Source organism: Halobacillus hunanensis (assembly GCF_900166655.1).
Classification (GTDB): domain Bacteria; phylum Bacillota; class Bacilli; order Bacillales; family Halobacillaceae; genus Halobacillus_A; species Halobacillus_A hunanensis.
This window is the reverse complement of the sequence record NZ_FVZB01000006.1, coordinates 825382-839785: the sequence shown is the minus strand read 5'-3', so window position 1 is coordinate 839785 and position 14404 is coordinate 825382. Positions and strand designations below refer to the sequence as shown.

Annotated in this window: 13 protein-coding genes; 9 read left to right on the top strand and 4 right to left on the bottom strand. The window is 47.3% G+C overall.

Annotated elements, in window-relative coordinates; genetic code table 11:
* Positions 1-33 precede the first annotated feature (33 nt).
* Positions 34-813, bottom strand: a complete 780-nt coding sequence (locus B5354_RS09745; RefSeq protein WP_079528244.1) for a DUF4878 domain-containing protein — start codon at positions 811-813, stop codon at positions 34-36.
* A gap of 388 nt (positions 814-1201) precedes the next feature.
* Here B5354_RS09745 and B5354_RS09740 point away from each other — a divergent pair, with 388 nt between their 5' ends.
* Positions 1202-2530, top strand: a complete 1329-nt coding sequence (locus tag B5354_RS09740) for an FAD-dependent oxidoreductase (RefSeq protein ID WP_079528242.1) — start codon at positions 1202-1204, stop codon at positions 2528-2530.
* Position 2531: 1 nt separating this feature from the next.
* Positions 2532-3608: a class I SAM-dependent methyltransferase gene (locus tag B5354_RS09735; protein ID WP_245804753.1), complete on the top strand. Its 1077-nt coding sequence runs from the start codon at positions 2532-2534 to the stop codon at positions 3606-3608.
* Between the two features lie 189 nt (positions 3609-3797).
* Here B5354_RS09735 and B5354_RS20240 read toward each other — a convergent pair whose 3' ends face one another.
* On the bottom strand, positions 3798-3950 hold the full coding sequence (locus B5354_RS20240) for a lmo0937 family membrane protein (protein WP_139377097.1): 153 nt from the start codon (positions 3948-3950) through the stop codon (positions 3798-3800).
* Between the two features lie 91 nt (positions 3951-4041).
* Here B5354_RS20240 and fabZ point away from each other — a divergent pair, with 91 nt between their 5' ends.
* The 4 genes from fabZ (at position 4042) to B5354_RS09715 (ending at position 8162) form a co-directional block, all read left to right on the top strand.
* Positions 4042-4464 (top strand): 3-hydroxyacyl-ACP dehydratase FabZ, encoded by a 423-nt coding sequence (fabZ, locus tag B5354_RS09730; RefSeq protein ID WP_079528240.1) that lies wholly within the window; start codon positions 4042-4044, stop codon positions 4462-4464.
* A 402-nt stretch (positions 4465-4866) separates the two neighbouring features.
* Positions 4867-6183: a S8 family peptidase gene (locus B5354_RS09725; protein ID WP_079528238.1), complete on the top strand. Its 1317-nt coding sequence runs from the start codon at positions 4867-4869 to the stop codon at positions 6181-6183.
* Between the two features lie 137 nt (positions 6184-6320).
* Entirely contained in the window at positions 6321-7679 is a 1359-nt protein-coding gene (locus tag B5354_RS09720; protein ID WP_079529133.1) for an N-acetylmuramoyl-L-alanine amidase, read from the top strand.
* Positions 7680-7847: 168 nt separating this feature from the next.
* Positions 7848-8162, top strand: a complete 315-nt coding sequence (locus tag B5354_RS09715) for a hypothetical protein (protein WP_079528236.1) — start codon at positions 7848-7850, stop codon at positions 8160-8162.
* Positions 8163-8183: 21 nt separating this feature from the next.
* On the opposite strand, the gene B5354_RS20490 is transcribed toward B5354_RS09715, so the two are convergent.
* Together B5354_RS20490 and B5354_RS09710 are read right to left on the bottom strand one after the other, a co-directional pair.
* Positions 8184-8351: a hypothetical protein gene (locus B5354_RS20490; RefSeq protein WP_176142456.1), complete on the bottom strand. Its 168-nt coding sequence runs from the start codon at positions 8349-8351 to the stop codon at positions 8184-8186.
* Positions 8352-8433: 82 nt separating this feature from the next.
* A complete protein-coding gene (locus B5354_RS09710) occupies positions 8434-8622 on the bottom strand; it encodes a YjfB family protein (RefSeq protein WP_079528234.1) in 189 nt (62 codons plus the stop codon).
* A 248-nt stretch (positions 8623-8870) separates the two neighbouring features.
* Between B5354_RS09710 and B5354_RS09705 the strand changes: the two genes are divergently transcribed.
* The 3 genes from B5354_RS09705 to B5354_RS09695 all read left to right on the top strand — a co-directional run bounded on the left by B5354_RS09705 (position 8871) and on the right by B5354_RS09695 (position 14281).
* Positions 8871-9494, top strand: coding sequence for a hypothetical protein (locus B5354_RS09705; RefSeq protein ID WP_079528233.1), 624 nt, complete (start codon positions 8871-8873; stop codon positions 9492-9494).
* A 368-nt stretch (positions 9495-9862) separates the two neighbouring features.
* Positions 9863-11206, top strand: coding sequence for an efflux RND transporter periplasmic adaptor subunit (locus B5354_RS09700; protein WP_079528231.1), 1344 nt, complete (start codon positions 9863-9865; stop codon positions 11204-11206).
* Positions 11207-14281 (top strand): efflux RND transporter permease subunit, encoded by a 3075-nt coding sequence (locus tag B5354_RS09695; protein WP_079528229.1) that lies wholly within the window; start codon positions 11207-11209, stop codon positions 14279-14281.
* Positions 14282-14404 lie beyond the last annotated feature (123 nt).

The following is a 14404-nucleotide window of genomic DNA, read 5'->3' as shown; positions in this document are numbered from 1 at the left end:
CGTGCGTTTTTTAGTCCCTTTTTATTAAGATCTCTATTTGACTTCAACAACTTCGTCACTAGTAGGAATCATGGCGTTTTGAAGATGGCCACCAAAGACAACCTTCCACTGTCCATCCTCCTTACAAATGAGGACATTGCTCGTGGAGCGGAAATGTTCGTATTTCTTTTCAATTTGAGCCATAGCTGCTGAATCCGAGATCTTCCTGACGCCGAGTGCTGTTACTTCTGGGACTGGACCTTCGGATATTGCCTGGAGGTGTTTATCGAGTTGGGCTTTGTCTGTTTGAGATAAAGGTTTCAAATGTTTTTTTATGGCTTTGACATCGCCGGAGTTGATGGCTTTTGAAAAGTCTTCAATGGCCTGTCTGACTTTATCCTCGGTTACTCTGCGGTTCGATTTGTCAGGGAATTCGACGTATCCTGGGCCGTACACACCTCTAATGATTTTCCACTCTCCGTCTATTTTGACGACAGGGTTCGTTCCGACTGCAATCACGTCCTCATAGGTGGAGTGAGTCGAGACAATAGCTGTCGTGTCATTCACCATGTTCAATTCGGTGATTTCCGCTTGCTGCAGTGGGTGGGCTTTACAAAATCCGGTATAAAATTCTTTAACGTTGCTAATTTTTTGAGAGTGTTCAGATGTTCTCATCATTTCCTCAGCGTCACAATTTTTCTGGGCATTGAGAAATTGTACAACAGCGTTTAGGGCTTGTTCTTTGGCAGGTTCAGCGTATGCTGTTGAACTGATCCCAAGGCTGCCGCTTACTAACAAAAGGATGAGGGCTATGTTGGTGATTAGTTTGTTCATTCGTATGACCTCCTTCGTGATTTTTTTTCCTCCGTTATTATTTGCCAAGGTTTGATGGTTATTCTTAGAAAAGTATTAGATGGTATGGATCGGCCGCGGTAGGATTTCCTGTAACGGTCGGCGACTATTCCGGATCTCAGCGTGAATGTCTTGCAACAGTCGGCGATAGGGCCTGGTCACAGCGTGAATATCTTGCAAATTTCGGCTCTCAGCGTGATTGTCCTGCAACGCTAGGCGATTGTTCCCGTTCTCGAGAGCATTGTTTCCTAACGAGGAATGATTGTCCTCTAACGCAAGCGGGCAGAAATCAGCCGACTGGTGTCAGGTTTTCTTTTGACCAATTTGTGGAATGAATCTGTTATAGAAGGATTCAGGGAGGGGGCGACTTGTGAAGACAGACGTATTCATTGCTGGTGGCGGAGTAGGCGGACTGGCTCTAGCTGTCAAGTTGGCGAGCCGGGGCGTTCATGTCACGGTAGCCGAGCAGCTTGCGAAAAAATCGTCGGCTTATAAAGGTGAGCTGTTGCAGCCTAAGACGCTTGCGATCTTAGATCGGCTTGATGTGCTGGCGGAAACGGAGGCAAGCGGTCATGTAATCGATCAGCTGCGTTTTCTTGAGGTGGAGCGGCAAGCGCATGCCAACCCCCATGATATTCAATTAACAGAGCTCAATTATAACCGGGTGGCCAGCAAGTATGATCATTCACTCATGGTTCCGCATGAAACAACAAAGGATATTTTGTGGAAAAAAGGTACAGCTTATGCTGAGTATTTCCACTACTTAGCTGGTACGCGGTTTCTCGGTTTTGAAAATGGCATGGCTAAGGTGAGGCAGAAAAAAGAGATCCAATATATCGAAGCGGATGTGTATATCGGGGCAGAGGGGCGCAGTTCCCCGACGCGAGAGGCGATGAATGTGCGTGTGAAGCGGCGTGACTACAACCATCATTTTCTCACGGTGACCATCCCGAGGCCACGCGATTTTACTAAAGGAAAAATGATTACGACAGCTGATCAATTTCTCGGGCTGTTCCCGCTTCCCGACCAGCAAGTGCGAACGGTTTACCTCATAAAAGCGGGCACGTTCAAGCAATTCAAAGAGCGAGGTCTGTCCTATCTCCACCAGGCATACAGTGAATTAGAACCGGAGTTATCAGAAGGTGTACGGGCCATTCAGGATTGGAAGACCGTGCAGCTGATGATTCCGTTTATGTACCACGTGGACTCCTATTACAGAGGTAATTTGGCCTTGATCGGCGATGCGGCGCATACGGTACATCCGATGGCGGGGGAGGGGATGAACCTCGCCATTCAGGACGCTGATGTGCTCGGGGAATTGCTCGCTTGGTGCAAGGAACAGGGAGAACCATATCACAAGCATCTGCATTATTATGAAGATGTCCGCAAGCCGCGCGTGGAGTTTTTGTTAAACCTTAGTCATCTGTCCGCAAACGTATACTCGGTTCCGTATCAGTGGTGGCGCAGCATCCGCATGCGTGCGATGCAGCGGATGTATGAGGATGACGAACTTCACGTCAAGCAAATGTTAAACATATCAGGTCTCGGAAAATGGCCGTTTACGTTGGTTGACCGGGCTATCCAAGGGAGTATCCTTCCCGCCCGCAGGAAAAAGGTGAGCGATCGCAAGCAACAGCAATTTCTGTTCAGTGAAGCGGAGGATTACCCGTGGAGAACATCACAGAAAGGGAAGGTGTGACATGATGAACGAATGGGTTACCGCGATGCAAGCAAGAAAATGGATGAAGAAAAACGAGTCATTTTTACCAGGGTGGCATGCCTATGTAGGAGCAGAACTCGGCCTGTTTGACGATTTCGCCAAAGCGAAAACTATTGCCGACGTTAGCGATGAGACCGGCTATCCATATGACCTGCTCTCCTCCTGGGTCCGCGTCGGAGTTGCCGTGAAACATTTGAAGAAGCGCCCCAACCATCGCTTCCGAACCTCCAAGAAACGCTGTGCCTCACTGATGGGCGACAACGCCTCCACCGGCGTGAAAGCCCTGTTGAAGGAAGTCATGGAACTCCACATGCCGACACTCCTCAACTACCCGGACTACATGAGAACCAATCAACGCGCCTACTTCGACCACGAACGTCACGGTGAAGTAGTGGCCGAAACATCAGCACTGCTCGAACACTTTTCAATTAATAAAATAAAAAAGATGATACACGAAAGAGAGCTCGACACGGTCGTTGATCTGGGCTGCGGCCACGGCGGGTATTTGCGAAAACTAGCCGAGACATACCCAAACGTCCAAATGATCGGTGTTGATCTCAATCCAGACGTCGTGGAGCATGCCCGTGAGTTAGCGGAGGGCTACCCAAATCTCAGTTTTGAAGTAGCGGATGTGATGGACTGGATCCCGGCAGAAGACGGTGTTGATGTGATTCTGCTGCACAATGTGTTTCACTACATTCAGCCGGACGTACGCGAGCAGCTGATGAATCACTTGTACAGTTACCTTAATAAAGACGGCCTGATCTCAGTGGTCACACCAGTCAATGAAACACAGCATGGGGAAGAGTTCTCTTCAGCGTTTAACAGTTTTTTCGTCGCCCATTCGAACTTATTCGCCTTGCCGAATTCAGATGAGCTCAATGATCTAGCTGAAACGTGCCGCTTCGATCTGTTCGACTTCGATCCGATCATTAAAGAAGGATCGTGGTATACGTTCTGGCTGACTCCGAGCATCCGCGTGAAAGAAATCGGCCGTTATCAGGAAGATGGAGGAGCGCAGCAGGGGTTTACCAGCAATCGCCAGCTGACTTCTTAGCCTTGGAGAGGCTGTGTGGATGCGCAAATGTGCAATTATCCGCTGATATGTGCAATTAAGGTCGTGAAAGGTGCAACCCGGCTTAAAAAATGCATTAGGCTGAAATAAGTGCAATTCTTTAATTTTATGTGCAATTGACGTGCCGAATAACACACGGGCTATCTTACTTAAGCCGCAATACGAGTGATCTTAATCGCGCGGCCGGCCGCTTCTGCGGAACAAGCGAACAACGAGAAAAATAATCGCCGCAATCAACAGCAAATGAATTAACCCGCCAGCGATATCAATGATCAAACCAATCAGCCAAAAAGCCAGTAAAATGATAATAATCGTCCAAAGCATATGGATTCCTCCTTTCACCATCAAGAAAGTTTTGTCGAAAGTGGTGGATACTATTATAATAGGTATAGTTTGTACTGAAAGGAGTATTCCTATGTTAGATATTCAAGCGATTAAAGAAATCATCCCGCACCGCTATCCATTTTTGCTAATCGATCAGGTGGAAGAAATCGAGGAAGGCAAGCGCGCCGTCGGTTATAAAAACGTCACCGTCAACGAGCCTTTCTTCCAGGGTCACTTTCCTGATTACCCTGTCATGCCTGGTGTGCTTATTACCGAAGCCCTTGCACAAATGGGGGCTGTCGCGATGTTGAAAAAAGAAGAAAATCAAGGCAAGCTCGCCTTTTTCACGGGAATCGACAAATGCCGCTTCAAGCGTCAGGTTCAACCAGGTGATCGCCTTAAGTTGGAAGTTGAAATCGTCCGCCTCAAAGGGCCGATGGGTAAAGGAAAAGCCCTCGCTACCGTAGACGGCGAAACCGCATGTGAAGCGGAAATTATGTTTGCTCTTAAATAATGATTTAGAAACCGTCCTGGCTGGGGCGGTTTTTTTATGGTCATTGAATGGTTGAGGAGGATAGTATCGAAATGCCAGGAGATAGCGACTTAACGCTGTGAGATAGCGCCGTAACGTGAGGAGATAACGACCTGACGCGATTGGATACTGCCTTAACGCCAGGATGAAGTTTTCACTTGGACAGCGACGTAACGCATAATAACTTCCCCCTATAACTCCACGTTTTACCCTTCGCACCATCGCCAGCCATGCAGCGGCGTATACTCTTTTCAGTAAAAACCTCCAAATCCATAGAATTTTCTATCAGACAAGCGCCTTTTTTCACTCATAACCCTACAAATACCGCCATTTCTTCTTAACTTTTTCATAGGATACAGCATGACGATAAAAGGAGGTGATAGAATGTTAGGATTCTCTATGATTCAACTAGCGCGCGAGCATAGCGACAAATTCGACAAAGAATTGCGCCAACAATTAATCCATTTGTATAAACCTTTACGTCGTACTCCTTGTTTTCTACACCGCTTTATAGAAAATAGATTAAAAAAATCGAAGAAACTTCCTGTTATTATTGAATTCGAACACATGTATTCAGCATTGAACAAAGTTCATGATGTAGTTGAACTGGATGGGAAGTCCAAGATCATGCAGGAGTTTCCGAGCACATCCAGCTGTTCAGCTGAATTGACCGCAAAGACGATCGAGAAACTGATGAGCAATGACTGTCAAATTAAGAAAATATACTATGACCGCGAAGTGAAGGCTTTATTGGATGTAGCCTCCCCGTCAGTTCATGCGCAACAGCTGAACCAAAAGGGCATTACCGGGAAGGGCATCAACATTGCGATTGTGGATACAGGTGTTCATCCCCACGAGGATTTAACACAGCCTACGAACCGTATTGTAGCTTTTAAAGATTTTGTAAACAACAAACTCGAACCTTATGATGATAATGGACATGGTACCCATTGTGCCGGGGATGCGGCAGGTAACGGTTTTTCTTCAGATTTAAGATACCGTGGGACTGCCCCTGAAGCGGGGATTGTGGGGGTGAAGGTACTGAACCAAATGGGGTCAGGCTCACTCTCTACCATTGTTTCTGGTGTACAATGGTGTATCGACCACAAAGAGGAGCATAAAATCGATATCATTTCGCTTTCTCTAGGGGCTGCAGCAGATGAATCAGACTGTAATGACCCCCTTGTTCAAATTGTTGATAAAGCATGGGAAAGCGGCATTGTAGTTTGTGTAGCTGCAGGGAACTCCGGACCTGACCAACGAACGATCGGGACCCCAGGAATCAGTGCCAAGGTGATCACGGTGGGAGCCATGGACGATCAGGATACGATCAATCGTACTGATGAAGATATTGCTCCTTTCTCAAGCCGTGGCCCGGCATGTGGGGAAGTATCGAAGCCAGATATCCTGGCCCCAGGTGTCAACATTGTTTCCTTACGAGCACCTGGTTCATTTTTAGATAAAACGTCGAAGTCGAGTCGTGTAGATGACGACTATTTCTCGTTATCAGGGACATCGATGGCAACCCCGATTTGTGCAGGGATTGTAGCTTTGATTCTTCAAGCTCATGCAGAAGAATCACCAGATCAAGTGAAACAGCGGCTGCTTGATACAGCAATCGATAGAGGATTACCAGAATATGTTCAAGGTGCAGGTTATGTAGATGCCGTGAAAGCAGTAGATTCTAGTAACGACGCCTAGATAAAAACCATGTACTCTCGAACTCTATGTCGCAAAGGGGAAGGAGGTGTTGGACAAATATCTTTATCATGGATAACGGATCGCAGCTGCAAGATCCGTTATCATTTTTGAAAAAAGTAAAAGGAGGAGATGAAACCGTGAAGTTATATTTAGACCCGGGACATGGCGGAAGTGATTCAGGTGCCACTGGAAGCGGGTTAATGGAAAAAAATATTACACTCGATATTGCCTTAAAGATTCGCAGTATATTAAACAGTGAATATCGTAATGTTGATTTAAAGATGAGCCGGACATCAGACATCACAAAGAGCCTGGATCAGCGGACAAATGAAGCGAACGCATGGAACGCCGATTACTATTTGTCAATTCACATTAATGCCTTTAATGGTTCTGCCAGAGGATATGAAGATTATATTTATATCGGACTGTCAGATTCGTCCCAGACTGCTCAATATCAAAACATTATGCACCAGGAGATCACAGCCGTCAACGAATTGCCGGACCGAGGCCAGAAGAAAGCCAACTTTCACGTCTTACGAGAATCGGCAATGCCGGCACTGTTAACGGAGAATGGCTTTATTGACAATCCAACTGATGCTGCAAAATTGAAAAGTTCTGCTTATCGTCAAAAGGTGGCTCGCGGCCATGTGAATGGTCTTGCCCGCGCCTTTAATCTCGAAAAAGTAACCCCCAAGACGTTGTATAGAATCATTGCAGGTTCTTTCCAAGAACGTGAGAATGCACAGGATCGCGTCGATTATCTTGAATCCAAGGGAATTCCATCTTTCATTGATCAAGTCACGATTTCTGGTCAGATTTGGTATCGTGTTCAGGCGGGTGCATTTTCAAGCCGAATTAATGCTGAACAACGGCTGGCTAAAGTAAAAGAAGCCGGAATTTCAGATGCTTATATTGATGTAGAAGGTAACGACGGCAGCGGAGGCAATGATGACAGTGAGGAGGAAGTTTCGGGCTACAGTATTTTAGGTCCCGGCATGTTATCCTCACAGCAAATGGATCGTTTCGCCCGAAGTGTAAACCCTGATGCTCCATTGCTAGGACATTACTATCAAACCTTGGGTAATGTCTATGGGATAAGAGGTGATGTGGCTTTCGCTCAAGCCCTTCATGAAACAGACTATTTCCGTTTCACAGGGGTAGTCAATAAAGAGCAGAATAACTACGCCGGAATCGGCGCCACAGGCCCAGATAATTCCGGGGCAAGTTTTACTACACCAAAAGATGGAGTGCTGGCGCATTTGCAGCACTTGTATGCCTATGCCTCAACCAAACCATTGCCAGACGGCTATCCTTTAGTAGATCCGCGCTTTGATCTTGTCACCCGTGGCAGTGCCAAAGACTGGGTCGGTTTAAATGGAAAATGGGCCGTTCCTGGAGATCGATATGGACAATTAATCTTAGGATTGTATGAGAATATGGTCAAGGTCAGCATTCAACAACTGCAACAAGTTCTGGAACAGATTAAAACGTCTTAACTGAGTTCAGAAAAATTTTGACAACAAGCCGTCAGGAGCTTTATCGCTCCGGCGGCTTCTTTATTATGGGGCGGTATTACATACTGCTGTGCTGCTAGGATTTGGTATAACTGGCAAATAGCTTGGGCACACTAGAAGTCGTAAACGAATCTGAAGGAGGAAATGAATATGAAGAATATTGCCCTAAAACTACTCATTGCTTTTCTAACGATCTCAGTTCTTGGAGCTTGCGCCTCTGAAGAAGAACAGCCAGCAGAACAAGAAACAGAAGAGAACAACAATAATGCTACGGAAGAAGGAACTCCCCCAGAGGAAGACGATATGGGTGAAGAACAGCAGCAAAATGATGAAGGTAACAACAATGATAATGGTGGTACAGAAGAAGGCAACAACGATAATGGCGGTACAGATACCGATGATGGAAACCAAGACGGATCGAACGAAGATACGATGGAAATTGGAGAAGACCAGAACAACGAATAATCCAATCACTACAGCCGCTTACTAAGAGCGGCTATTTTTTTCGCCTTTTTGTAAAAAGACCGCTATGACGACGAGACTTATGCCGCCAAGGGTTAAAATAGGGACAAATTTAGTCAAAAAGTCGAGCAGCAGCAAGGAAATTCCAGTGAAGAAACATCCAAATCCGGTCACAACTAAACGCTTTGCCATTTTCATCACACTCCTTGGTTTGGTGAGGTCCAGGCAGCAAATCCCCCTGAGCTCAACAAAGGAAATTGCCGCCTATTCCACATTACCCCTTCAAATCAATTTGATTCCCGTGAGTTGGATGGGGGACGGCAGGTGCTGACTGCTGCAGCATCTGGATCATTTGATTGGCATCCCTTTCCGATGTTTTCATCGCCTTATCCATCACGGCAAGACTCGCCTGCTGTCTCACGTGCGCCTGACTCATCACGATTGAAGCCGCTGTAATATCCATCACATCACACTCCTTTCTTAGCTTATATCGTCTTCTCTATCGAACTTTCAACCCTCCAACTTTTACAATACGTTTACGATTTGTCCGCGAACTTGGCAACACCTCCTCACTTCGGTAAAATAGAAACTACTAGAGGATGCACGACCTTCTATACCAAATAAATCCCCTCATTCTACGGCGTAATTTTTCAAATCAGAAGTTTCCCAAAGGAGTATGTGTGGAATAGGAAAAGGAGAGGTGAAAAATCGATGAAATACAGAACAGCCGCAGACATCAAGCAATTTTTATTAGATGATCAAGAAGCAGTCGTAAACAACATTCCTAGAGAAAAAGTCGATGTTTACGATTATCTCAGCCAGGAATTTGCCGACACGTACGTTCCGGACGATACGATTTATCAATTTGTCTTTCGCCATTTCTTCAAGCTGGACAACCCTAGCCTCACGAAAGAATTCGAATTCGAATACTTTAAGATCATGGAAGAACAGCGCGAGCAAGAACGCCCGAACATCGTGCACATTACGAAACGCCTGTACGAGATTAAGAACCATAAAGGCAATCCAACGATGCAGTTCCCACTCGCCGCAGCCATGCTGCACGCGATCAACCCGGAATTCCCTTCCTATGACAGCGACATCGCGAAAGCCTTTGACTTCTCATCTACCTACCATTTAGCAGGTTTTGAGAAAAAAATGAAACGCTACATTAAGCAATATCAACATACGTATCAAACGTACAAGCAGTTGCTCGGTGACGAAGCTCTCATGCCGATATTCCAGCATTTTGATGAGAAATTCCCAGATCATGAGCAGCTTGCACAAGTGAAAAAGCTTGATCTCATCATTGCCCAACTCGGCAACACGATGCAGTAAGGTACATAACCGCCTGACTCTAATTGAGCCAGGCGGTTTTTTTTATCCCGCAGGACGTGTCGGTTTTAACCGAACCTCTTCTACACAAACTGCCTCGCCCCATCCAGACATCATTATTCCTTAAGCCCGTTCAAGAAATTAATTTATTATTTTTGGGTAATAGATTATTTCCGGGGAAATAATCTAATAAACGAGGAATTCCCCATCGATTCGACGTGCCCACCTTAATAAAATAGCCTTTAGCGATTTTCCCATTTTTCTGAACAAAATTCATTAATCTGTCACCACTCGACAAGTTGCAATCCCGTTCGCAGTTTAGTAACATTATCCATAATTATGACCACCACACAAGAGAGGAAATCGAGCCTATGAAACGTCTTACATACCTTCTCCTCCTGCTGACTATCACAACACTTACCGCCTGCAACAATACAGATAACAACGAAGAAACTGCCGAAACCCGCACAACACCCGTCGAAACAACTGAAATTGTTCAAGATAATTTCATTATTGAAAGAAAAATAGTGGGGAGGGCAACGACCGCTGACACTTCTCCCGTCATCTCGAGCGTCCCCGGAGAGCTGGTGACATTAAACGTAGCCAAGGGTGACCGCATTGAAGAAGGCGAGACGGTCGGCGTCGTTGATCCTGGCAATATGAGCAGCCAAGTTGAACTTCAGCAGCTTGCAGTGAAGCAAGCGAAGAAACAGCTGGAAAACGCTCGAATCGCTTATGAACAAGCGGAGGCTGGAGTAGAGAATGCGAAAGAGCAAGTCGAAATTGCTAAGAAAGCGGCCAATGCCAAAGCCACTCAAGGTAATAAAGCTGCTGCGGCTGTCAAACAGCAATATGAACAGGCGCAAGCACTGGCCGATGAGACGAAGCAATTAGTTGAAGAAGGCACCGTCCCGGAAGTGCTTTACGAACAAGCGCAAACGCGTGCTGATCAAGCTTATGCTCAATATCAACAGTTGATCGGTGAAAAGGGAGCATCAGGAAGTTCAGCTGTTGCGCAGGCTGAAGCACAGGTCGATCAGGCGCAGCAGCAGCTTGAACAGGCCCGCATCGGCATTGATCAAGCCGAGCTTCAAGTTGAACAAGCACAAGTACAGCTGAATCAAGCGGAGGAACAGGGCGCTAATGAAGCGATCACTGCTCCAGCGAGCGGAGAGATTTCGTCGTTGAAAGCTGGTGAAGGCGATATGGTCACAAATCAGCAGCCGTTCGCGACGATTGTCAGCTTGGATCCGATGACGGTCACAGCGGCCGTGACGGCGGAACAGCTTGGGTTATTTTCTGAAGGAGAAGAGCTTCAAGTACGTATTGATACGTTAGAGGAGCCGGTGACGTCTACGATCAGCTATGTTCCATCGGTTCCGGATGAGACAGGGCTTTATCCCGTCGAAGCGACCATTGAGAACCCGGATAAAACCATCAAACCTGGGATGATGGCGACGTTCCTTTTACCAGAAACGGTTGTCGAGGATACGTTGATTGTTCCAACAGATGCAGTAGCCGAGGAAGGCGGCCAATCGTACATTTACCAGGTGGTCGACCAGAAAGCGGTACGTGTCGATGTGGAAGTCATTGAATCACAAACTGAACAAACCGCGATTTCAGGTGACGTCAACAGGGAAGCGCCTGTCGTGACGAGCGGCCAGTTGACTTTAAGTGATGGCGCGAATGTGACGATCATGAAGGAGGACGCGTAAGTGAAGCTTGTAAACGAATCCGTCAAGCGTCCGGTCGGAGTGATCATGATTGTCGCTGCCATTCTCGGGCTTGGTTTCGTATCACTGCGGTCGCTTACGATCGATCTTTTCCCAGATATCGAACTGCCGATCGCTGTGGTATCAACGAGTTACGAAGGGGCAGCGCCGCAAGAGGTTGAAAAATTGGTCAGTCGTCCGATTGAATCTGCAGTCAGCTCGCTAGAAGGGCTTGAAGTCTTACAATCACGGTCTCAAGCAGGTGCATCGCTTGTAATGATGCAATTTAATACGGGGGTTGATCTTGACAGCACGTTGCTAGAGGTGAGGGAGAAGGTTGATTCCGTAACGAGTGTACTGCCTGAGGGGGCGGGAGAGCCGAGCGTACTGCGCTTCAATCCCCAACAGCTGCCGATCATGACGATTGGATTGTCAGGCGATACGCCGGAAAATTTGCAGCAATTGGCCGAGAATCGGCTCATTCCTTTGTTTGAACGCCAGGAAGGAGTGGCCTCTGTCACGGTTGAAGGCGGGCGATCGCGCGAAGTTCAAGTGCTGATCGACCGCGCCAAAATGGCACAATACGGACTTAACGCGCAGACGATTATTCAAGCGTTGAATTCCTCGAATCAGTCCGCTTCTGCCGGTAACATTCAAAAAGGGCAGAAGGACCTCCAAATTCGGATTAGCGGGGAGTATGAGAGCATTGAGGATGTGCGCGAGACGATTATCAAAACACCAAATGGTGCCAGCCTCACCCTTGATCAAATTGCTGATGTCGAGGAGAATTTTGCTACATCGAATACGATTTCTGAGGTGAATGGCACGCCAGCCGTTGTGCTGTCATTTTTGAAAAAAACCGATAGTAATACAGTCGAAACTGCGGATCAGATTCATGCAGCCATGGAGGAAGCGACGAGTGAGCTGCCGGAGGATGTTGAACTTGAAGTCGTCCTCGATACGAGTGAATTTGTCAAAACCTCGATCAATAGTGTAGTAAAAAATATTATCATCGGCGGGATTATCTCTGTATTCGTCCTGCTGTTATTTTTGAAAAGTATTCGTGCGACGCTCGTTATCGGGATTTCGATTCCGATCGCGATTATTTCAACGTTCACCTTGATGTACTTTACAGGTGAAACGGTTAATGTCCTGACGATGGGCGGGCTGGCGCTCGGAATTGGGATGATGGTCGACAGCTCGATTGTAATTTTAGAGAGCATTTATAGTTATCGGCAGCGGGGATATTCGATGGTTGAAGCCTCCAAGCTTGGTGCCTCGGAGCTGGCTCCAGCAGTTATCGCGTCAGCAACGACCACACTCGTCGTGTTTTTGCCAATTATTTTTGTGGAAGGGATCGCGTCGGAGCTGTTCACGCCCTTAGCGTTAACGGTGTCGTTTGCGCTGATCGCCTCGCTTGCCGTATCGGTTACACTCGTGCCGATGCTGTCATCGAAACTGTTGACGAAAACAATTGCATCAAGCGGCCGCCGTTATTGGTTCGACCGCTTTCTAGAAAAGGTAAACGATGCGTATCGCAGTTTGTTACGGAAAGTGTTGAAGTACCGAAAAACAACGGTGCTTGCGACCGTCATCAGCGTGGCGATTGGGGTTGCACTGATCCCGTTGATCGGCACGGAATTTATCCCGCCTTCTGACCAAGGACAAGTGCAAGTTAGTGTTAACATGCCTGAGGGGACAGGAATAGAAACCACTCAAGAGTTTACCAACCAGGTGGACGATCGTCTCAAGGAATTTAGTGACGTTATAGACGTGAGCTATCTAACGATTGGCGGGGGAGGTTTTGGTGGCGGAGCGGGGAACAGCTCCTCTGACTTTGCGTCCTACACGATACAGCTTGTTGATCCCGGAGAACGCGAGCAAACCACCAAGGCTGTCACAGAAGACATGAATGAAGCTTTACAAGGTATAGCGGGGGCCGATATAGCGGTCAGTGAAATGGAAGCCGGACTTGGCACAGGGGCGCCGTTGCAGATTCAGCTGAATGGACCGGAATACGAAGTGCTCGATCAGCTGTCTCGTCAGGTTGTCTATTTAATGGAAGATGTGGAGGGGATTAGTGGACCGACCTCTTCTACTGATGAAGGGCGCCCGGAAATGCAAATCGATGTGAATGCCCAGAAGGCAGCTCAGTATGGCTTAAGTGATCAGCAAGTCATCAACCAGATTCAGCTAGCCTTTAGCGGGCAAATCGCCACCCGCTATCGAGAGGGCGGCAACGAAATTGATGTCCGATTGATTTTGCCAAAAGAAGAGCGTCAAACGATTGCTGATCTGGAAGGGATGTCGGTGCAAACGCCGACCGGATCGATTATCCCGTTGGCAACGATTGCCGACTTGCAGCAAGTCCAAGGCCCTGTTTCTTTATTGCGGGAAGGACAGCAGCCGCAGGTGAACGTGGAAGCGGACGTCGTTGGCCATGACCTTGGGAGTACGACCGAAGCGGTTCGCGCACAGCTCGACAGCTTGAATTTTCCGGAAGGCTACTCGTATTCGATTGGCGGACAGGCGGAAGACATGCGCGATGCCTTTGGTGATCTGGCGCTGGCGCTCGTGTTTTCCATCTTTCTCGTGTATGCCGTGATGGCAGTCCAGTTTGAGAATTTCCTATTCCCATTGATTATTATGTTCTCGCTGCCCGCGACGATCGTAGGTGTATCGGGAGGCTTGTTCATCACTGGCTTGCCATTCAGCCTGCCAGCGTTTGTCGGGATTATTATGCTCGCCGGGATTGTCGTCAACAACGCGATTGTGCTTGTCGATTACATTAATATATTGCGGAGAAATTCATATGATCGCAGGGAAGCGATTTTAGAAGCGGGACCAAACCGTCTGCGTCCCATTTTGATGACGACGCTGACGACCGTGTTAGGCATGCTGCCGCTTGCGCTCGGCATTGGACAAGGCGCCGAAGCCCAACAGCCGCTCGCCGTAACGATCATCTTTGGGCTGACCGTTTCAAGCTTCTTCACGCTTATCCTGATCCCCGTCGTCTACACCTACTTTGACGACCTATCCAATAAAATCACCGGATTCTTTAACAAGCATGAAGAATAAAGAATCCAAAAAAAACACCACCTCAGGTCATCCAATTTCTGGATGACCTGAGGTGGTGTTTTTTTCCAAGTTAGGTTAACGAAATCATAAGTTTTCATCAATAGGATATTCGTTATCAGTAAT